At 45.9% G+C, this 21,422-nt stretch carries 20 protein-coding genes; 5 read left to right on the top strand and 15 right to left on the bottom strand.

Features of this window, described 5'->3' with window-relative positions:
* Nucleotides 1-134: 134 nt before the first annotated feature.
* A complete protein-coding gene (locus DKT73_RS20000) occupies nt 135-401 on the bottom strand; it encodes a hypothetical protein (RefSeq protein WP_157959139.1) in 267 nt (88 codons plus the stop codon).
* A gap of 357 nt (nt 402-758) precedes the next feature.
* On the opposite strand from DKT73_RS20000, the gene dusA reads away from it, so the two are divergent.
* The 4 genes from dusA (at nt 759) to DKT73_RS01945 (ending at nt 4,706) form a co-directional block, all read left to right on the top strand.
* Nucleotides 759-1,784: a tRNA dihydrouridine(20/20a) synthase DusA gene (dusA, locus tag DKT73_RS01960; protein WP_111636902.1), complete on the top strand. Its 1,026-nt coding sequence runs from the start codon at nt 759-761 to the stop codon at nt 1,782-1,784.
* Between the two features lie 5 nt (nt 1,785-1,789).
* Nucleotides 1,790-2,740 (top strand): transaldolase, encoded by a 951-nt coding sequence (tal, locus tag DKT73_RS01955; RefSeq protein ID WP_111636901.1) that lies wholly within the window; start codon nt 1,790-1,792, stop codon nt 2,738-2,740.
* A gap of 73 nt (nt 2,741-2,813) precedes the next feature.
* Nucleotides 2,814-3,335 (top strand): sugar O-acetyltransferase, encoded by a 522-nt coding sequence (locus tag DKT73_RS01950; RefSeq protein WP_111637172.1) that lies wholly within the window; start codon nt 2,814-2,816, stop codon nt 3,333-3,335.
* Between the two features lie 246 nt (nt 3,336-3,581).
* The gene (locus DKT73_RS01945) at nt 3,582-4,706 is read left to right on the top strand and encodes a PQQ-dependent sugar dehydrogenase (protein WP_111636900.1); all 1,125 of its coding nucleotides are present in this window, start codon (nt 3,582-3,584) and stop codon (nt 4,704-4,706) included.
* 76 nt (nt 4,707-4,782) lie between these two features.
* On the opposite strand, the gene DKT73_RS01940 is transcribed toward DKT73_RS01945, so the two are convergent.
* Genes DKT73_RS01940 through hrpA form a run of 3 tightly spaced genes read right to left on the bottom strand, consistent with a single transcriptional unit; the run spans nt 4,783 to nt 10,604 of the window.
* The gene (locus DKT73_RS01940; RefSeq protein ID WP_232827754.1) at nt 4,783-5,808 is read right to left on the bottom strand and encodes a GGDEF domain-containing protein; all 1,026 of its coding nucleotides are present in this window, start codon (nt 5,806-5,808) and stop codon (nt 4,783-4,785) included.
* 18 nt (nt 5,809-5,826) lie between these two features.
* A complete protein-coding gene (locus tag DKT73_RS01935) occupies nt 5,827-6,687 on the bottom strand; it encodes an MlaA family lipoprotein (protein ID WP_111636899.1) in 861 nt (286 codons plus the stop codon).
* A gap of 59 nt (nt 6,688-6,746) precedes the next feature.
* On the bottom strand, nt 6,747-10,604 hold the full coding sequence (gene hrpA, locus DKT73_RS01930; protein ID WP_232827753.1) for an ATP-dependent RNA helicase HrpA: 3,858 nt from the start codon (nt 10,602-10,604) through the stop codon (nt 6,747-6,749).
* Nucleotides 10,605-10,867: 263 nt separating this feature from the next.
* Here hrpA and cysK point away from each other — a divergent pair, with 263 nt between their 5' ends.
* Nucleotides 10,868-11,833, top strand: a complete 966-nt coding sequence (cysK, locus tag DKT73_RS01925) for a cysteine synthase A (protein ID WP_111636897.1) — start codon at nt 10,868-10,870, stop codon at nt 11,831-11,833.
* A gap of 104 nt (nt 11,834-11,937) precedes the next feature.
* On the opposite strand, the gene DKT73_RS01920 is transcribed toward cysK, so the two are convergent.
* The 11 genes from DKT73_RS01920 to dnaX form a co-directional block, all read right to left on the bottom strand.
* Nucleotides 11,938-12,186: a hypothetical protein gene (locus tag DKT73_RS01920; protein ID WP_111636896.1), complete on the bottom strand. Its 249-nt coding sequence runs from the start codon at nt 12,184-12,186 to the stop codon at nt 11,938-11,940.
* Nucleotides 12,187-12,277: 91 nt separating this feature from the next.
* Nucleotides 12,278-12,679, bottom strand: a complete 402-nt coding sequence (locus DKT73_RS01915) for an HVO_A0114 family putative DNA-binding protein (protein ID WP_111636895.1) — start codon at nt 12,677-12,679, stop codon at nt 12,278-12,280.
* 1 nt (nt 12,680) lies between these two features.
* A complete protein-coding gene (locus tag DKT73_RS01910) occupies nt 12,681-13,037 on the bottom strand; it encodes a toxin-antitoxin system TumE family protein (protein WP_111637170.1) in 357 nt (118 codons plus the stop codon).
* Between the two features lie 253 nt (nt 13,038-13,290).
* Nucleotides 13,291-14,091 (bottom strand): class II glutamine amidotransferase, encoded by an 801-nt coding sequence (locus DKT73_RS01905; RefSeq protein WP_111636894.1) that lies wholly within the window; start codon nt 14,089-14,091, stop codon nt 13,291-13,293.
* On the bottom strand, nt 14,084-15,952 hold the full coding sequence (locus tag DKT73_RS01900) for a VWA domain-containing protein (RefSeq protein WP_111636893.1): 1,869 nt from the start codon (nt 15,950-15,952) through the stop codon (nt 14,084-14,086). The genes DKT73_RS01905 and DKT73_RS01900 overlap by 8 nt, the downstream gene beginning before the upstream one ends.
* A gap of 49 nt (nt 15,953-16,001) precedes the next feature.
* A complete protein-coding gene (locus tag DKT73_RS01895) occupies nt 16,002-16,481 on the bottom strand; it encodes a YcgN family cysteine cluster protein (RefSeq protein ID WP_111636892.1) in 480 nt (159 codons plus the stop codon).
* A 17-nt stretch (nt 16,482-16,498) separates the two neighbouring features.
* The gene (locus DKT73_RS01890; RefSeq protein WP_111636891.1) at nt 16,499-16,792 is read right to left on the bottom strand and encodes a YcgL domain-containing protein; all 294 of its coding nucleotides are present in this window, start codon (nt 16,790-16,792) and stop codon (nt 16,499-16,501) included.
* Nucleotides 16,793-16,820: 28 nt separating this feature from the next.
* Nucleotides 16,821-17,963: a ribonuclease D gene (gene rnd, locus DKT73_RS01885; RefSeq protein WP_111636890.1), complete on the bottom strand. Its 1,143-nt coding sequence runs from the start codon at nt 17,961-17,963 to the stop codon at nt 16,821-16,823.
* Nucleotide 17,964: 1 nt separating this feature from the next.
* Entirely contained in the window at nt 17,965-18,558 is a 594-nt protein-coding gene (recR, locus tag DKT73_RS01880) for a recombination mediator RecR (RefSeq protein ID WP_111636889.1), read from the bottom strand.
* Between the two features lie 9 nt (nt 18,559-18,567).
* Complete coding sequence (locus DKT73_RS01875) at nt 18,568-18,894, bottom strand: YbaB/EbfC family nucleoid-associated protein (protein ID WP_111636888.1); 327 nt, start codon at nt 18,892-18,894, stop codon at nt 18,568-18,570.
* A gap of 16 nt (nt 18,895-18,910) precedes the next feature.
* Nucleotides 18,911-21,244 (bottom strand): DNA polymerase III subunit gamma/tau, encoded by a 2,334-nt coding sequence (dnaX, locus tag DKT73_RS01870; protein WP_111636887.1) that lies wholly within the window; start codon nt 21,242-21,244, stop codon nt 18,911-18,913.
* Between the last annotated feature and the right edge of the window lie 178 nt (nt 21,245-21,422).

Raw genomic sequence — 21,422 nt, 5'->3', positions numbered from 1 at the left:
TAATTAGAATATAAAATTACCCTGTATAAATAATCAGTTATATTTGCATGCAAATTAACATAAATAGTTTTAAATTAGAACTGGAGCAATATGAAACTAACGTTCAAACAATGTAGATATGTGCTACATTCTCACTAACTCCCTCTCTTATCCGTCAAACTCCCATCTGCCCTTGTGGCCACATCGATGTTGCCCATCATGCCCTGTGCAAATTCGACTTTGAGTCTTTCTATCACTTGGTCGCTGACTTGTTGGTCGTAACTTGCGTTGCCTGTTGGCGTTAGGTGAATGGTTGGCGCGAAGGTCATGCTTTTGTTGTTGTTTTGCAGTTGTTGGCTTTGTTGTGCGATGGCGTCTGGTGCGGGTTGGTCGGTTTTGTCGTCTTCAAACCAGCCGCCCATTCATTCAGCTGGAGAGCGCCGCCGATCCATTCGCCCAAAGAGCCACCGCCCATGCCGCCTGCGATGGAGCCGACGATTCCCCCAATGGCAGTACCACTAATAGGCACGACGGAGCCAATGGCAACACCGGCTAGTCTGCGTCTGTCATGGCAAGGTCACCTAAACCACCCGCGTTGGCGGAACCTGAGAACATACCCAAAAATGATTTATTCTATTGATTAATTTGTATTAGCTTAAAACTAGCTTGTCTTGTCTCTTAGCTATCTTGTAATTTTATGACATAATGTTGTGCATCAGTCGCAGAGAGTTGCTCTCTAATATCGCGGCGCTTTTTTGAATTAATTCGATAGTAGAATCATGTCACTAGATAACGGGGCAACCCCAGTAAACCCAAGCAATAAGCTTGATCGCCGATTCTCCATTGCCCCCATGATGGAATGGACAACAAGCGACTACCGAGTTTTTGCTAGAACATTGACGAAAAATACGCTGTTGTATACCGAGATGGTGACAACAGGCGCTTTGTTACAAGGCAATCATCCTGAAAGATTCTTACGTTATGATGGTTGTGAGCATCCTATTGCTTTGCAATTGGGTGGATCTGACGCGGTAGCCTTGGGTAAATGCGCAAAAATGGCGGAGCAAGCGGGCTTTGATGAGGTTAACCTTAATGTTGGTTGCCCAAGCGATCGAGTGCAAAACAGTTTGATCGGTGCGTGTTTAATGGCGCACCCTGATAAAGTGAAAGACGCCATGCGTGCTATGCAAGATAGCTGCAGTATTCCAGTGACAATTAAGCATCGCATTGGTTTAGACGACCAGGAAGACTACAGTGTGGTTCGGGATTTTGTCGGTGATGTGGCAACGACTGGGGTGAAAACCTTCATAGTCCATGCCCGTAACGCGATTTTGGCTGGCTTAAGCCCGAAAGAAAATCGCGAAATACCGCCACTGAAATACCATTATGTGCATCAGTTGAAGAAAGATTTCCCAGACCTTGAAATCATTCTAAACGGTGGCATAAAAACAGTAGCAGAATGCCAAGAACAGTTGGCACACGTCGATGGTGTGATGGTTGGCCGTGAGGCATACCATAACCCTTGGATTTTAAGCCAAGTCGACGAAGTATTATTTGGCGGTCAGGCCTTGGTGCATGATCGCTACGAGGCACTAGAGGCTTTTGTTCCTTACGTGGAACGCAAGCTGCAAGAAGGCGAACGCTTAATGCATCTAACCCGACATATTTTGGGTATTTTTCAGGGTGAAGCCGGCGGCAAACAGTTCCGTCGCTACTTATCTGAAAACGGTCATAAAGCCGACGCACAGATAAATGTATTATTAGAGGCCATTGAATTGGTCAAACATCATCAACGCAAAGGATAAGAGCAATGAGCAATAAGTTATCTCAGTTAAAAGAGTTCACGACCATTGTGGCCGACACCGGTGATATCACGGCAATCAAAGATTTTTTACCACAAGATGCGACCACTAACCCATCGTTGATGCTTAAAGCTGCGCAAATTCCAGAATACGCCCCTTTCCTTGATCAAGCGGTGTCTTGGGCGAAAACACAAAGCAACGATAAAGATCAGCAGATTCTAGACGCTGGCGACAAGTTGGCGGTTATCGTGGGTACGGAAATTCTAAAATACGTTCCTGGTCGCATTTCCACTGAAGTGGATGCGCGTTTGTCTTTTGACAAAGAAGCGACTCTAGCGAAAGCACGCAAACTGATTGCACTTTATGAAGAAGCAGGTGTGTCTCGTGATCGAGTTCTGATCAAAGCAGCGTCTACTTGGGAAGGCATCAAGGCCGCAGAAGAGCTAGAAAAAGAAGGCATCAACTGCAACCTAACGCTGCTTTTCTCTTTCGCTCAAGCACAAGCTTGTGCCGAAGCCGGCGTTTACCTGATTTCTCCTTTCGTGGGTCGTATCCTTGATTGGTACAAAAAATCTACTGGCCAAGAATACACAGCTGAAACAGACCCAGGTGTGGTATCTGTTACTGAAATCTACAATTACTACAAGCAACACGGCTACAACACAGTAGTGATGGGTGCAAGCTTCCGTAATATCGGTGAAATCGAGCAACTTGCCGGTTGTGACCGTTTGACGATCAGCCCAAACCTTCTGGAAGAGTTGAAAAAAGACGAAGGCAAACTTGAGCGTAAATTGGTGCCAACCACTGACGTGAAACCAGCGCCAGCTCCTATCACAGAAGCGGCATTCCGTTGGGCGATGAACGAAGACGCGATGGCGACAGAAAAATTGTCTGAAGGCATTCGTAACTTTGCAGCCGACCAGCGCAAATTAGAAGTTACTCTAGCGTCTATGTTATAAAACAGAAGCAAGTAAATTATGCTAAAAACGCGGCCTAGGTCGCGTTTTTTATTTTCCACAAGAAGAACAAATGATGAACAAGCAGACAGAATTTGAAAAGATGGTTCAAGGTGAATCCTTCAATGGGATCGACCTTGATCTTAGATTACGACGGGAAGCCGCTCGCCTTGCGTGCGCTAAGTACAATGCCCACCCAAGCAAGGGTAACCTTCGCCATGTAACGCGTTTGTTTGCTAAGTTTGGCAGTGTGGTGATTGAGCCCGGTTTCCAGTGTGACTATGGCTCGCAAATTCATCTTGGCGATAGAGTCTTTATCAATTTTCAATGCATCTTTTTAGACAGCGCGCCGATTCATATTGGCGACGATGTCTTAATAGGCCCTGGGGTGCACCTTTATACAGTCGATCATCCAAGAGACGCCGAGTTACGAGCCTCTGGCGAATGCTTTGCACGCCCTATTAGCATAGGGCACAAAGTCTGGATAGGCGGCGGAGCCAAAATCCTTCCTGGTATAAAGATCGGCGATAATGCCATTATCGCAGCGAATGCGGTGGTTACTCGACACGTTGCTGAAAACGAACGTTATTTTGGCTGACACGTGGTATTGAATGGCTGACACGCGACCGACGTCCAGCCTGTTCGCCAGATCTGTTTAGAGAGGATATTTTTTGCACTATCCCATCAAACCATCATGATTCGCGCCTTATTTCTAGCGTCGCTGAACACTTCATCCAACTAGGTAAGCAATTGGCAATTGCTAAGGAAATGCACGACGCTTCCCGCTTGTTTCGATTATTTGCTATATACTTTAGTCAAATTAGCGAATTAAAGAGGTTGCTTCATGAAAACGTGGATTCTATTTTTAGCCAGTCTATTGGCACTAGATGCGAACGCCTCAAAAACGATCGTTGACGGTTCACTCAATGTTGAAGAAGTAACGCAATTTGACGGCACACCTTGGGGTATTGCCCTATTGAATGACAAAGAAGCCATCGTCACGGTCAAAAAAGGCGTAGCCTACAAGGTAAATTTAGCCAATGGTAAACAACAAACCCTAAGTGGATTGCCTGAAGTGGACAATCGAGGCCAAGGCGGACTGCTTGATGTCGCCAAATCCCCTACTTTCGATGAGGAAAAATGGGTCTACTTCACGTATTCTAAACCGGCCGATGAAGGCGCAAAAACCACATTAGCCAGAGCCAAGTTGATCAATAACGCTTTTACCCAGTGGCAAGATCTGCTGGTCACGGACTCAGCAAGCTCCGATTCAAAGCACTATGGTGGACGCATTGCGTTTGATGATAAAGGACATGTGTTTTTCTCTGTTGGTGACCGCGGCGTTCGTGAAAACGCTCAAAATCTAAACAACCATGCTGGCAGTATCATTCGTCTCAATTTAGACGGCAGTGTGCCGGCCGACAACCCTTTTGTCACACACGCGAACATTCGTAATGAAATTTGGAGCTACGGACATCGTAATCCCCAAGGGCTTTTTTATGACACAGACACCCATACCCTTTGGTCAAATGAGCATGGTCCGAGAGGCGGCGATGAAATCAACCTTATTCGCCCAGGCGCTAACTACGGTTGGCCGATTGTGTCCCATGGCAAAGAATATTGGGGCCCCATTGGCGTGGGTGACGGCGCCGAAAAAGACGGCATAGACAACCCTATCAAAGTATTTATTCCGTCCATCGCACCAAGCAGCTTATTGCGTTACAAAGGCATGCTATTTTCTAACTGGAACGGGGATTTCCTCTCAACAGCGTTGGCACTGCGACACTTAAATAAAGTGAAAATTGAACAAAATGGCGACACTACTGAAACTCGCTATTTAGAAGATCTTGATGAGCGTCTTCGTTCTATCGCACAAGATTCAACCGGGGCACTGTACATTGGCACGGACTCTGGGAAGCTTTTAAAAATAACGTTAGCAATCGAAACCAGCCTCAAAAAAGCGGGCTGAATGTGAAGAACTGAGCAAAGAAACAAACTAAGTAAGGAGCAGAGTCACTGTGCTTCCTTACTCAGATATAACCCTGTTAATCTGCGAACACAATACGGTTGCGGCCAAGATTTTTGGCCGCATACAAACGTTGATCAGCCAATCTGTACAAAGACTTAAAATCCCCTTCTCCTTCAAAACTGCAAGACACACCAATACTGATCGTATAGCGAATAGCCAGGTCATCCCAATAAAAGACAGCGTCTTGCACATAATGACAAAAAGAAGTCGACCAATCATGGCGGTTTGCGGCAGGCATCAAGACACAGAACTCTTCCCCACCTAAACGAAAAAGCTGATCACTATCATCGACATGCGCTCTAAGACGCTCTGCGAAGTCCACTAATACGGCATCGCCCACATCATGCCCATGGGTATCATTGATCTTTTTGAAGTTGTCTAAATCAATCAAAACAAGCGCCAAGGCATCACTTTCTCCTATCGCTTGCTGAAGTTGGTATTGAAAATGCTGACTGATATTACGCCGATTGGCCAGCCCTGTTAGCGGATCCGTAGACGCTATTTTCTTTAGCGCATATAACATTTTTTTATGAACGCGCTCAGCGCCATGAGTTAGCCCCCACAAAAACGCATAGGCACAGCTCAAGTTAATGACGACACTGATTAACTCTTTTCCAAAATCCTCATAGAAACGCAGATAAAGAATGCTAATGACTAAGCCCAGACAAATCCCGCTCAGCCAAACTCCTGTTTTCTTTCCTAACATAAGGTAAGAGGTCATTGGGAAGATAAGCACCCAAACTTGTCTTCCAGAGTGCAGTGGCGAATAACTTATGCCTGTCAAAATACACGCAAAAATAAACGCCACATAGATGAGTAGAGTCCATTTATAAAAGCGCGACTGCTGAGAACAGAACCACACAAAAATGGTCAACATAAGCAAAACGGTTTCAATCAATGCCAGCTGATATTTTGCTGCCAATAGATTCACCACGATGAGCACTGAGCAGGCGCTCCCAATGACCAGCAAAAAGCCCTTCAGTAAAGCTTCATTGAAAAGGGCTTCATTAAACCAATGCGTTGTCGACAGTTGCTTCTTCATTCCATACCATACATTACGTTATTCGGACCAACTTGAGTCCGCGGCAAAGTCACCCTCTGATAACACATCTGTCTCTTCACTCGTAGACACGTCATCGCCCCAACTGTCACTTGATGTCTCGTCACCCCAGCTATCTCCTGCCGCTTCTTCCCCCCAGCTGTCATCGTTGGCAGAGTCGGGGCTTTCAATCGCGTTGTTTTTCTTTGGCGGATTGCCGTCATACACATCGTACGCTCGACTCTGTAAATATACGTCTCGCACGAAGCTGTATCTATCGCCAATAATCATGGATTCAGCACTCAACAAACGCGCACGTGTTTCCACAACATCTAAACCTAAAAGCCCTAATTTTTCATCGCTATTGGGGTCTAATATTTCCGTTTCATCAATATAAGTATATTCAAGCACCAAGCCAGAACCATCACGAACGGTTGATGGGCCAAAAAAAGGCAAGACCAAATAAGGGCCAGAAGAAACACCCCAATACCCCAAAGTTTGCCCAAAATCTTCTTTGTAGCGCTTTAACCCCATCTCACTGGCGACATCAAAGATCCCTAACCAACCCGCGGTGCTGTTGATTAAAAACCGAAAAGTAGAGGATGCGGTTTCATCCCATTTGCCTTGCAATAAGTTATTGGTGATATTGCCAATTTCGCCTAAATTCGAGAAAAAGTTGCTCACGCCTTTTTGCACTGGATTCGGTGTTATTGCTTTATAGCCTTCAGCAACGGGTTTTAATATCGCCCCATCTACCGCATCATTGAAAGAGAACATGGCGCGGTTAAAGCCTTCCCATGGGTCTTCTTCCGTTGCGGCCGAGGCCACATGAGAAAACAAAAAAAACAGACCCAATAATAACGAACCTATCACATTGCGCATTTTTTCATTCATCCTACGTATTTACATTCTAGTCAAAGACTTTTATTTCTGCTTGTCCACTAAACCAGCTTTTTGACTTCTTGCCACTGCTTAGCAAGACGCTTATCGGAGATGGGCTCTAGTGTACCGACCGACTGGGCGAATAACGAAATGCGATATTCTTCAAGCATCCAGCGATACTTGATCAGTTCAGGGTCATACAGCGCTTTTTCGTCATGCGCTTTTTTCTGCCGAATATAGGTCTGCCAGAGGCCTTCCAACTCAGACACGTATTGATTCTCTTTGTTCAAATGGTTTTGAAAACGCTCTAAACGCACTTCAATCCCTTTGAAATATCGCGGTAATTGCCCCAACCAAAACAAAGGGGTATTACCAATAAAGCCTGGGTAAATCAGCTGCTCTAATTGCACTTTAATATCGCCATAAATGCGTGTCCAAGGCAAAGGAATGCTGCCTTTCATTCTTTTCGCCACGCCCTGATAAGAAGACAATACGCGGTAAAGCTGCCCTGCCATGTCATTCGCCACACTGACCAATTGTGGTTTATGGTTGACAACGCAGCTGTCGAATTCCGCTTTGGTACGTGGTAAAGCGCGACCATCCAAGAAGACTTTATCTAGCACCGCATTAAGTAAATCGTCCAACAAGGATTCTTTTGGGCCCAATGGTGAAAAAATTAACATAGATTCTTTTAAGTGCGGTAAGTTCTTTTGCAAGTAGCGCATTTCTTTACTCAAGGTCAATTTGAGCAAGGTGATCACGCCTTTACGGTGGGTTTCCACTGCGGTATTTTGGTCATCAAACATTTTTAAAGACACATGGTCGCCTTGCGCGACTAACGCAGGAAACGCTGTTACCTTAATGCCCGCTTGTTTGATCTCTTGACGCTCTGGAATCCCCTGCTCAGGCCATGCCGTTAAGCCTTCTTGCTCATGCTGTTTGGTGCCAAACTTGGCAAAGCTTTCTTCCACCAAATCGCTAAATTGAGTTTGAAGCTGCGCAAGATCTTTACCAATCCCCAATACTTTGCCGCGCTCATCCACAACCTCTAAGTTCAACGTCAAATGTGAATCAAGCTTGTCCGCATTCCATTCATTAAGTGGAATATCAATTAAGGTCTCGCGCTTAATTTGCAAACTTAACTGCGCTAATAAATCGCCTTTGTCTTTCGATAAATTAGGATAAATACGATCCACAAACTGAGGAATCGGCACAAAGCGGCGACGCAATACTTTTGGTAACGCTCGAAGCAAAGCTTCACAACGCTCTTTGATAAAACCGGGCACAGCCCAACCCAGATCTTCCAGACTTAACTGACGTAACAGTCCCACAGGCACTTTCAAAGTAGCACCATCGGATTCTTGGCCAGGTTCGAACTTATAGTCAATTGGCAACGCCACGCCATGCAAACCAAAGGAATCAGGAAACGCCTGATCGTCAACCATTACATCTTGGTTAATCAAATCCTCCCGCGTCATGAGCAAAGCATCGGGTGAGGTTTTCACAAAATGCTCTAAGCTTTTTGAGTTACGCACATGATCAGGCAATCGCGCATTATAAAAAGCAAATACGGTTTCATCGTCCACCAAAATGTCACGCTTACGCAGCTTGGCCTCTTGGGTTTCTAACGACTCAATCAAGGTTTTATTCTTGTGGAAGAAAGCTTGCTTAGTACGCAACTCGCCTTCGACCAATCCAGAACGAATAAAAATCTCTCGAGCTTCTTCAGGATTCACATGACCGTAATCAATACGACGCTTTGCCACAATAACCAAGCCATACAAAGAGACTTGTTCGTGGGCCATGATACGGCCTTGGTTGCGTTCAAAATGCGGATCAAAGTATTGACGTTTCACAAACGGCGCAGCGTATTCTTCGATCCACGCTGGATCGATGCGAGCTGCTACCCGCGCATAAAGTTTACTGGTCTCCACAAGCTCCGCCGCCATGATCCACTGCGGTGGTTTTTTGAATAACATTGAACCTGGGAAGATGGCCAGTTTGCGAGAACGACAGCCCAGCATTTCTTTGCTGTCTTCCATTTTATTGGCCACGTGAGTGAACATGCCCGCCAACAAAGCCCGATGAATCGCTTCATAATGACGCTCTTCGTGGTGTACTTCTTTGAAGCCAAGCTGCTTGCAGGCAATCATGATCTGACGATGAATGTCTCGCCATTCACGCATGCGCATGAAGTTTAAAAATTGCTTACGGCAATATTGGCGTAATTGATTCTGTGATAAAGCTTGGCGCTGCTCTTCAAAACGCTCCCATAAATTCAAGAATACCGCGAAATCAGAGTCTTCGTCTTTATCCACCGCGTGAGCTTGATCCGACTGAGTTTTCTTATCTTGTGGGCGCTCACGAGGGTCTGGAATGGACAAGGCACTGACAATAATCGCGACTTCCTTGAGCACACTGTGTTGCTCAGCGGCGATGAGAATGCGGCCTAATTTCGGGTCAATAGGTAACTTAGCCAACTGACGACCAATCGGCGTCAGTCGCTCTTTATGCAAAGCCCCCAGCTCCGTCAAGGCTCGATAGCCATCGTTGATCATGCGTTTGTCTGGCATTTCAACAAAAGGAAATTTCTCTACCGCGCCCAGCTTTAGATTGGCCATCTGCAAAATAACTGAGGCCAAGTTAGTACGAAAAATTTCAGGGTCGGTAAACTCTGCACGATTGTTAAAATCCGCCTCATCATAAAGACGAATACAAATACCATCAGCGACACGACCACATCGACCCGCCCTTTGGTTGGCGCTGGCTTGGCTGATTTTTTCAATCGGTAATTGCTGCACTTTGGAACGCACACTGTAGCGACTAATACGCGCTAAACCGGGATCAATGACGTAGCGAATCCCAGGCACAGTCAACGAGGTTTCCGCCACGTTGGTCGACAACACAATGCGGCGACCAGAATGAGGCTTGAAAATACGTTGTTGTTCGCTGGTGCTCAATCGAGCGTAGAGCGGCAACACTTCGGTATTGCGCAACTCGGCACGGCGCAGAATATCGGCGGTTTCGCGTATTTCTCGTTCCCCTGGCAAAAACACCAAAATATCGCCCGCACCACGGTAACCAGATTGACGTTCTTCGGCGATCAATAGCTCTACCGCATCGAGAATTCCTTGCTCCATGCTTTGGTCTTCGTCTAATTCTTCAGAATCCGACTTGCTCATCAAGGGCTGATAACGGACCTCTACCGGATAAGTACGGCCAGATACTTCGATAATAGGCGCATTGTCAAAATGTTCAGAAAAACGCTCTACGTCAATCGTTGCAGAGGTCACAATGACTTTTAGGTCAGGACGAGCCGCCAAGACTTGCTTTAAATACCCCAACAAAAAGTCAATGTTCAAGCTGCGTTCATGGGCTTCATCGATGATGATGGTGTCGTATTTATACAGGCGCTTATCTTGTTGGATCTCAGCCAACAAAATACCGTCTGTCATCAGTTTGATCAGAGTTTCTTCATTGCTTTCATCGCTAAAACGAACCTGAAAACCAACTTGTTCGCCCAGCTTAACTTGCAACTCATCACTGATACGTTCTGCCACGCTGCGCGCTGCAATTCGTCTTGGTTGCGTATGACCAATCAACCCCGCAATTCCCCGACCTGCTTGCAAACACATCTTAGGCAGTTGTGTGGTTTTACCAGAGCCCGTTTCACCTGCAATAATCACCACTTGGTTTTCTTGAATGGCCTTAATGATTTCATCGGCACGGGCGGCGACTGGCAAGCTTTCATCGTAGGTAATCTTAGGCAGACGAGACAAGCGAGCTTGATACAAGGTTTCAGACTGCTCAATCAGCGCGTTCAACTCGGACTGCGTTTTGTCAAAAGGCAATCCCTCCTTTTGACGCTTACTAAGCTGTGCTTGTTTTTGATCAATTAGATGACGATCGCGCGTCATTACGGCATTTGTCGACATGATAAGTAAATTTGTATCCTTTAACTTGGCGCAGAGAAAACAGCAATGATAAGTAACGCGCCGTTGGTATTAGAGGGCTTGGCACTAAATGGCAAACAGCCAGCTTAATGGTGGTAAGAAAACCTCTATCGATATAGTTGTAAATTCTAACATCAATCCCAAGGTAAGGGTTATAGTGATCAACATTAGCAACGTATCTAATACGCTGCTGTCACCGTCAACAGACCAATAAAAAAGGAAATGGTATGTCTCATCAAGTATTCGAAGATAACTCTCTTACCATTGGCAATACGCCTCTTGTACGTTTAAACCGTATTGGCAATGGTAATATTTGGGCCAAGCTCGAATCTCGTAACCCTGCGTTTTCAGTAAAATGCCGCATTGGCGCCAACATGGTGTGGGATGCAGAAAAGAAAGGCATTCTGACAAAAGGCAAATCCATTGTAGAAGCTTCTAGTGGTAATACGGGTATTGCCTTGTGTTTCGTGGCGGCATCGCGTGGTTACCCTATTACGATTACGATGCCATCTAGCATGAGTATTGAACGCCGCCAAGTCATGAAAGCGCTTGGTGCGACAATCGTTCTAACCGAACCCGCGAAAGGCATGAAAGGCGCGATTGCCAAAGCCGAAGAAATTGCCCAAGACGAAAACTTCGTTTTATTGCAACAATTCAACAATCCAGCCAACCCAGAAATTCATGAAAAAACCACTGGTCCAGAAATCTGGCAAGACACCAATGGAGAAATTGATGTGTTTGTGGCAGGCGTAGGTACAGGCGGCACCATCACTGGCGTAAGCCGTTATATCAAAAACACTCAAGGCAAAGCCATCATCAGCGTGGCGGTGGAACCGACCAGCTCTCCGGTTATTACACAAACGCTAAACGGTGAAACGCCAGCACCATCACCACATAAAATCCAAGGCATTGGCGCAGGCTTCGTCCCGAAAAACCTCGACCTATCTATGGTTGACCGTGTAGAGCAAGTCACAAACGAAGACGCCATTGCCATGGCAAAACGCTTAATGCGTGAAGAAGGTATCCTGTGTGGTATTTCATGTGGCGCAGCTGTGGTTGCCGCAGAACGCTTGAGCCAATTGGCTGAGTTTAAAGACAAAAAAATCGTCGTGGTTTTGCCAGACTCAGGAGAACGTTACTTGTCTACCGCTTTATTTGAAGGCGAATTCACTGACAACGAATTGGTTCAATAAGTCTCGATGAAAAGTCCCCTCGCGACCTCCACTTTGTAAGCGGGAGGAGTAAACAGCCCCCTCCCCTTATGTCTTTCAAGGGGAGGGGTTACTTTCTAACGTCATTAATGCGGCTTTTTCGTTCCGTAGCGCACCATGTCTTTGCCATTCTCAAAAACATAAGGGGTTACCCAACGCCCTAACAATAGCTGCTGATTATCATCCAGCACCGCCACAAAGGGACGCCCATTGGCATTGTTGGTCGCCAACGCCACCCCAGACACATTATTCAAACCTAAACCACCCGCTTCAACCAAACGCAAAAATGTCTCAAGCTCATCAAGGGTGTCAATTACTTCATTGTCATTAATCATTCGTTCTACTCTTTTGCCTCTATAATAGCTTTACATTCATACTAACCGCGAATGCCATGCGTTGGCTGTTCCTTCGATACCTTGTTGTAAATCAAGCTGCCGATTGCCCAATTGATAACTGAAGCAGATAATGCTCAAGCTCCGAGTCTGTCACTATTTCAAAATCGGTAAATAAAGCGACTGGCTTGATTGCTTTGCCATTACCTTGCTCTAAACGCACAAAACCTTTTTCGCTTAACGCTTTCAACGTGTTTGATAAGTTTGATTTTGCCCGTCCTGTTAATTCAGACAACTCGGTTACACTTTCTGGCCTTTCAGAGTCCATAAGGCGTAACAGCTCAATATTTTCTGGGCGCAAAATCTGAGAGATAGCGTTGATTGAGGTATACCAAACCTTGGGCTCATTTTCTTGAGGTCTGTACTTACCTTGAGCAATCGCTAATAACCTCATACGAATGAGCTGTTCAGACATAATTCCGATTCTTGCTTTCATATTATTTATCCTCAATTGCAGCAATGGTTTTGTCTATTCCCTCAAAGAAATCCTGAAGCAATGTGTAACAATCAGAGAATTCATAAGCTGTACCTTGGTCAACTGCTGATTTATGCAGATGATCGTATTCATAACGTTTACCACTAAATCTTTTGCCTTTCGGTGGTTTTACCGCATGAGCATTGTCATGACCAAACACCCTTTTATTGTATTTATTATGCAAAGTGAGATTGTAACGAATACCATGTGGTCGTTCTTTCGTTGGAGGAACTGACCATGCTTCAATTTTCCACCAATAACCATCATCCCTATGAACTTGCTCACCATGCATACTTAAAAGAACGTCAATTTCATCCAAGCTCAAGCCCTCACATCCATGTTATGACCAGATCATAACATATGACACATGTAATGCAAAATTGAGGAATTAATTAAATTGACTGGGCAGACACGTTAAAACATTTAGTCTAAATGATGGTGATTCATTTTTGCTATTTTCACTCTGACAGCATCACAAACAAAAGCGTTTAGACTTTGGCCTTCGGCAGCAATAACGACTTCTCGATACAATGCCCCACCAGTTCCAATATTCACCTTTACTAGATTATAGACTATAGCGCGGCAGCCAAATTGTTGGCTTTGATCTGACAAACCACTTCCCCTGCATCAAACACACACAATTCCCCAGCGTCCATTTGCTGCCAAATCTCGTCGTGGGTTAAGGGTTGTGTGGCGATCACAGTAACAACGTCTTTGTCCGTGGTGACTTCTTTAAAATCCACAATCACGTCTTCGTCTGACAAGGTCGCTTTTTTAAAAGGGGCACGACGGGTGATCCAATGCAGCTTGGTGGTGCAAAAGCAATATAAACGAATACCATCGGACAGCATCATGTTGAAAACGCCCATGGACTTTAACTGCAACGCCAGTTCAGCCAGTGTCACAGACAACGCCTTCAGCTCAGGCTCGTGCTCACCAAAAGAGGCTTGCAGTTGCTCGATAATCCAGCAAAATGCTCTCTCGGAATCCGTGCTGCCCAATGGGTGATGATGCACTATTGGTAATGACTCCGATGCCGCGAGCTGACCATTATGAGCATAGGTCCACGTTTTCCCCCACAGCAAGCGATGAAAGGGATGTGTGTTTAATAGACTGACAGCCCCCACATTGGCTTGACGAATATGGCTAATGACGATGTCACATTTCAGCGATGTCTTGCTCATGACTTCGGCCATATCGGAGTCTGCACTTGGTCTTGGATCGTGAATCGCCCATACGTAACCATCACGATACATGGCCATGCCCCAGCCATCTTTATGCGGACCTGTACGGCCACCACGGGCACGCAGACCAGAGAAACTAAAACATATATCGGTTGGCACATTCGCACTCATGCCTAATAACTCACACATCGTCTAGATCGTCTCTTTTAATAGATTTACGGCTTCTCATCCGGCGATACAATAAAACGCCACTGCCAATAATCAGAATCGCGCCTAGATTCAACACACCATACATAATCCATTCTCTCGTGGTAATGCTGCTTGCTTTGTCACGGATTTTTTCAATTTGAGTGCTTTCAACCACACTCTCACTTGGCTCTTCGACAAGGTCTTGATTTTCTTGATTGTCATCTACCACAGAGACAGTCGGCGCAAACGACACAGGCGCCACCTCTTGATCGGCCGAAGATGGCGTTATTAACTCATCCGTTAATGCGTTATCCCCTAAAGTGACAACAGGAGGACGTCCTGCTTCACGAGATACGCTCCACGATGGCGTCCAGTAATCGAATCGTAAATCGGTTTGTGTCATTCCCACCAGCTTGGCGCGCACTTTAATGTTGTCACCAACGGAGACCGGAATCACTTTTTCCCAGTAGCCTTGCCCAATCAATGGCATCTCTTGCGTTTCGATGGTGCCGTTTCCATAAGAGAATTCCAGTTTTATATTGGAGCGCAATACATTGAGCTTTAGATTAACAGGCTTAGCGGCAAACGCGACCAAATCACCGCCCTCACTCACCCCAGTAAATTCAATCGCAGGATGAACCGCAAAATATTGACTCAACTGACGCGAAAAGGTCTTACCGTCCACCAAAGTGACTAACTCATAGTTACCCGGCTCAACAATCCCTTCGATACGCTGCTTAAACTGACCATTTGTCCTCGCCAATTCGTTGCTATAAATTGGCTCTTCTGTTTCGCCACTTAATCGTTTTAACGTTTGTGTAACGCTAAGCAAGTTCAAAACATCGTCATCTTTGATCATGACATCGCTTTGAAACAAGCCTATGGTGGAATAAATAGGCTCATTAACAAAAATAACCGGAGCGACTTTCGTTGCTTGCGCACTCAAATCCGTAATCACCCTGACACTGCTTCGTGCCAAGTCGACATTGCTCACCTGCCATTCGCCTGCAGCAGGGTCGTTAATCGTGATTAAGGTATAGTGATCAGAAGCCGATACCGACACACCTTGGCCATTTTGCAACGACAAAGTGCTGGCATCCGGTTTTGTGATAAGCGGTTGCTCATTGCTTTCATGAAAGACGACAAGTGTCAGCTCTTTAATGGCGTCATCCACTAAAAAGCGATTGCCATTAAAAGGTAACTCATCCACTGGGGCAGCTTGAGTGAATATACGCTCAAAAACATCCAATAAATCTTCAGGTAAAGCCACTTCTGTGTGGATGGCGTTGGTTCTTAATGACAGCGACTCAAGCAAGGCTTTGTCTGTGTAGCCTGTCATAGAAATGGTATGAAGGTGAATGCCACGCTCTTCTAGTGTTGCGGTCAATTCGTTCAGTATTCGATCACGTGAAGCTTTGTTGATCGACTCATCCAAGCTAATGTCTACCATGCCATCCGTCACCAATATCCAGTGACGATCGAAACCTGGCGCCAAATCGCCCGAGTCTGGCGTGTCTAATAACAGCTTAATAATGGCTTCTAAATCGGTTTCTACGTCTTCAGTAACATAGGCATCCACATAGCTAGCCAGTTTTGCTTTAGTGGCTTTATTGACCTTGGCTTCGGACAACAAGACCCGAGGTTCTTCACCAAATAGCCAAATGCCTAGCGTCGCTTCTTCTTCAGGAGCGAGATTCGAAATAAGGCGCAATGCCTCTGATGTCAGTTTATCAGGATCACTGATTAACATACTGCCAGAGGCATCAACAATAACACGAAATTGAGTATCCGCTTGACTAAGTGGTCCCCAAAAAGATAAGACGGCTACTAACAACACAGTATTTATTTTCAACCATTTCACGTCTGCGAACTCCTTGAACGATTTACTTTGTTGAAATTAGCAACCGCTATCACGTTATATCATACGGTTCCGGCATTCCATGTACCCACTTTATAATATGGGTTTCCCATTCCTCTTCTTCAACATTATGCTCATTCACCGCATAATGTCGAACCGTTAGTCCCTGACGAAGCATTTCTTTATCACTCCCCACCACCAAAGGATGCCAGTTAGGCAAGTCTTTGGTTTCATGCAGAACACGATAACTGCACGTATCAGGCAACCATTGAAAATCATCAATCTGGTTTGGCGTAAGCGTAATACAACTGGCCACTTTTTCTTGTCGAGTCTCATACACCTTACACTGACAAGTCCCAATATTCAGTTGATGACAAGAAAGATTAGTATAATAAACCTCTTCTGTATCATCATCTTGTAATTTTTGCAGGCAACATTTGCCACAACCATCGCAAATAGATTCCCATTCAGTGGACGACATTTGCTCCAATGGAATGGTTTTCCAAAATGGCTCGTAACGCTTTGCAATCATTCTCTGAATCCAACCAATTAATAAACCGCTTGTGTCGGCGTTTTATACAAGTCCAGCAAATAGTCTTCTTTAACTGGTGGCAATTGTAGATAAAAGCCTTTTTCACGGATTTCGCTTGCCACTTTTTCCGGTGTGGCACGCGCTAACTTACTCTCATTTGTGAGTAACATCGTCATGGCGCTGATACCTTTGCCAAAACGCGCCATCAACGCTTCTGGAATGTCTTTCAGTCCCTTGCTTTTTTCCACATACAAGTACATACCATCATGCTTGGATGAGCGAAATACTTCGACGATTAAATGTTGCTTCATAATTTTCTCTTGGCGTTATTACGCCGTGTTAGGACTTTTTAAATTTTTCCAATACAGGATTAACGATTGCTTCACGGCGCCAGCCAGTTAAAGCGGGATTCTGCCAATCAATCTCAGTACCATCAAACAAGTGTCGCACCAAAGGATCGAGCAGCTTTCGCTTCATCATGGCTTCTGGTGCAATATTAAGCGTTTCGGCGCGTTCACGTACAAAGGCTTTAATGGCCTTAGTCAGCTCTCCCGCCTGAGATGGTAGAGGAATTTCCAACGGCAATTGGTACTCATCCGGTGATAATTCATTCACCAAAGCAACGTTTTGCAGAATCACTTCCCCATACAAACGATGCTGACGCCCCGTTATTTCCTCAGCCTCTGAAATGGCTTTGTGGTGCGTTGGCAAAATTTTCGCCAAAGACCAGAGCGTGCGATCTTTTAAAATCTGCCCTTTCGGAACATCTTCTTTTCGGGCTTGTCCATCACGCCAAATAAACAACAAACGTAGAAGCGTCAGACCTTCAGGCGACAAGCGCCAAGCGGTTTTTATACCGTCCCAGTTTTGCTCAGGATCGGCGTTCATTTGGTACTGCCATTTTAAAGAGTCACAATCTTCCATGACCCAGTCGAGCATATTTTTAGCGTTCAAACGAGCAATTTGCAACGGATATACTTTCGCCAAATAAACCACATCCAACGCGGCATATCGCTTTTGAGCGTCAGTCAATGGTCGTTGAATCCAATCTGAGCGCGTTTCGTCTTTGGCCACTTCAATTTGTAAATATTCATGGATCAGCTTCACATAACTGAGCGACCATTGTGCGCTGGCATAGGCTTCGCCTATTTGAGTGTCATAAAACGGCGTTGGCAACACCCCCAATAGACGCTCAAAAACATCCATGTCTTCGGAACAAGCATGGAACACCTTCATCACTGATGGATTTACCATTAAGTCACGCAACGGCTGCCACGCATCAATGGTCAATGGATCAATTAGGACGGCTTTTTCGCCTTCACTAACTTGAATCAACCCCGTAATCGGAAAATAGGTAGAGCGGCGAATAAATTCCGTGTCGACCGCGATAACGGGTAACTGCGCCCAGTAATCACACCAACTTGCCAGCGATTCATTGTCCGCTACCCAAACAATATTCAGAGCATCATCTTGATCATTCATACTAGAGCTTCTTCCGTCCCTCTAGCGCTAAAGCCAGAGTGTTTCCATCAACGTATTCCAGTTCACCACCCATAGGTACACCGTGAGCAATACGACTGACATTGATGTTTAATGTTTTTAATTTTTCAGCGATGTAGTGGCAAGTTGCCTCACCTTCCACCGTGGAGTTTGTGGCAATAATGGCTTCTTCCACGTCGTTATGCTGCACCAAACTTTCTAGGCGATCTAAGCCTAATTCTTCTGGCCCTATACCATCAATTGGCGACAAATGCCCCAACAGCACAAAATAACGACCGGTATAAGTGCCCGCTGACTCGATGGCGATGACATCGGCAGGTGTTTCAACAATACACAAACGCTTTGCATCACGCTCTGGGTCTTTGCAAATACCGCACTCAGCCTCTTCTGTCAAAGTACGACAGCTTGAACAGCGCCCAACCTTGTCGAGCGCTTCTCGCAATGCCGTTGCCAGTCTATCCGCCCCTTGATGATCCCGTTCTAATAGATACAACGCCATCTTTTGCGCCGACCTTGGACCAACTCCAGGCAAACAGCGCAATGATTCAATCAACTCTTTAATTAAGGGACTAAACAAAGCTCGCTCCTAGAAAGGCATCTTAAAGCCAGGTGGCAAAGACATACCTGCTGTTGCCGCTGCCATTTTTTCTTTTTGAGTCACTTCAATATTGCGCACAGCATCGTTTACCGCTGCCGCAATCAAGTCTTCTAACATTTCTTTGTCATCCGCAAACAAAGAATCATCGATAGAAACGCGCTTCACATCATGACGGCCTGTCATCAGGATTTTTACCAGACCAGCACCCGCTTGACCTTCTACTTCCATATTGGCGATTTCTTCCTGCGCCTTCTGCATGTTTTCTTGCATCTGTTGCGCTTGGCGCATCATGTTACCCATTCCACCTTTAAACATATCTTTGCTCTCCAAATTAAGCTTTAACTTTAACCGTATCGTAAACCAATTGTGCGCCCATCGTTGCCGATAAGGCTTGCACAACAGGGTGTGAATTCAGATGTTCTATGGCCACTTGCAAGGCTTCAGCTCGCTTGCTAGCGGCGAATTCCTCTGCAGTAACCCCTGTGGTATCTTCCACAGTATCGATAATAAGAGGCACAGTCATAGCGAAAAAATCGCTCAGCGCCCCTTGTATTTGCTCATAACGCACTTGGTTCAGCATGTGACCATATTCCAATGGCACTTCTAAACGAACCCCTTGATCACTGGCATCGACCAAGCTGGAGTTCATCAAAATGTTCTGCACCAGGCCAGTCAAAGGCAAGCGCGGCGCCACCAACCACCAGAGTTTCATAGTAAGCTGATTATAATGCTTTAGTTCAGGTAAGGGCATACCTAATGCGGGTTGGGCGATGGTATCCGGCACTTTTGATAAGCGAGTATCCGCTTCTTTGCTGTCTTCGACGACGGTCGACTCAGTTGGCTCCGCACCGAGTGCATCGACTAAATCTGCTGCGGGGTTGAATGGATCAACAATATCCGCGATAGCACGCTCTTCGGCTTCTTCATCGTCGTCATCTTCCTCTTCCAAAACATCATCTGTTGCAGAAAACGAATCGCCTGCGATCACAAAAGGCTTGGGCTCTGGTTGGTTCGCCACATCAGTCTTGGTCGGCGGCGTGACTGACTCCATCGAAGCAGCTGGCGCCATCAAAGCAGATGACTCGTTTTGGTCTAGCTGGGTATTATCAAGAGAATCCCCCCCTTCTGAATGGAAGGGTGCAATCGTTTCTGAATCACGGGCTGAAGCCATGTCATCATACAGATTGTCCTGATCCGCCGTCGTACCGTCGAACCTTGCATCGTCAAGCGTTGAGCTGACAGGCTCGATGTCGTCAGGAAGAGCATGGTCAGACACCACTTCATGCTGCATGGCAGCATCAGGTATCGACGAGGCAGCATTCACAGTTTCTGGTGATTCTTCCCAAGGCGGCCGCTCCGCTGCTGACATTGGCTTTGGTGGCGCTTGCTCAGAAATAGGCTCTGCGACCTTTATCCCTTCAGGTTCAGGTTCAGATTCAAGTTCAACAGCGGGTGTTTTTTTTTCTGTCTTCGGCGAAACCGAATAATCGGACTCAGTCGTTGAATTCAGTATCGCTGGCGATCCAGCTGGTGCGGCGGAAACCACCGGTGGTGCATCATGGCTCACGACCATGGGCGGCGTCGGACGAAAGGCAATCAATCGTAGCATCAGCATTTCAAAGCCTGCACGAGCAGAATGCGCCAAATGCAAATCACGTCGACCAATCAACAGGCTCTGATACATGATTTGAATTTCTTCTGAACTCACGCTAGCCGCAATTTCTTGGATTCGCACCAAATCACCGAGCTGATCCGTTAATGCACCAGGAACCTGCTGCTCTATTGCCACGCGATGCAATACGTCCAGTAAACTGCCACATATTGCGGCAAAGTCTGGTTGATAATCAGCAAGTTGCTCAATTCGCGTCAAAACTTGTGCGGCATTTTTTGCGGCCACACTCTCCAGCAAATCCAATACTTGTGCTTGGTTGACCAAACCTAACATGGCGGTTACGCCAGATTCTGTAATAGTACCGTTACCGAAAGCAATGGCTTGATCCGTCAAACTCAACGCATCCCGCATACTGCCGTTTGCTGCCTGACCAATTTGCCACAGCGCAGGCTGGTCATATTTCACTTGTTCGGTGGTCAGCACGGTTTGTAAGTAATCCACCACGCGTTGCGCAGACATGTTCTTCAAATTGAATTGCAAACAGCGGGACAAAATCGTCACCGGCAGTTTTTGCGGATCGGTGGTGGCAAGCAAAAATTTAACGTGTGCAGGCGGCTCTTCAAGGGTTTTTAGCAAAGCATTGAAGGAATGCGTCGACAGCATGTGCACTTCGTCTATTAGATACACTTTAAAACGACCACGAGTGGGCGCGTATTGCACGTTTTCCAATAACTCTCGTGTGTCTTCTACTTTTGTACGAGATGCCGCATCCACCTCTATCAGATCAACGAATCGTCCCTCAGCGATTTCACGACAGCTATCACAGGTGCCACAAGGTTCTGGAGAAATTCCGTTGGTTTCGCAGTTTAAGCATTTGGCAAAAATACGCGCAATGGTGGTTTTACCTACCCCACGAGTGCCGGTAAATAAATAGGCATGGTGCAAACGCTGCTGACGCAACGCATTGACCAAGGCTTGAAGGACATGATCCTGCCCTGCCATTTCGAGGAACGTCTGCGGACGCCATTTACGTGCTAAAACTTGATAACTCATGATGGATACTGGCTGATAAAAAGCGATTTTTTATTGTACGGCAGTCCGAGCAATTTCGAAACCACTCTTGGTACACTGGATGACAGGTAATCGAGACAAATAACCAAAAAACTTCACTATAAAGATCAATAGCTTGGATTTAGAAAAGCATTTTGCCCGACCAGGCCGGACAAAATGC

It is taken from the genome of Marinomonas shanghaiensis (assembly GCF_003259175.1).
Classification (GTDB): Bacteria; Pseudomonadota; Gammaproteobacteria; order Pseudomonadales; family Marinomonadaceae; genus Marinomonas; species Marinomonas shanghaiensis.
This window is presented reverse-complemented; position numbering and strand designations above follow the sequence as displayed.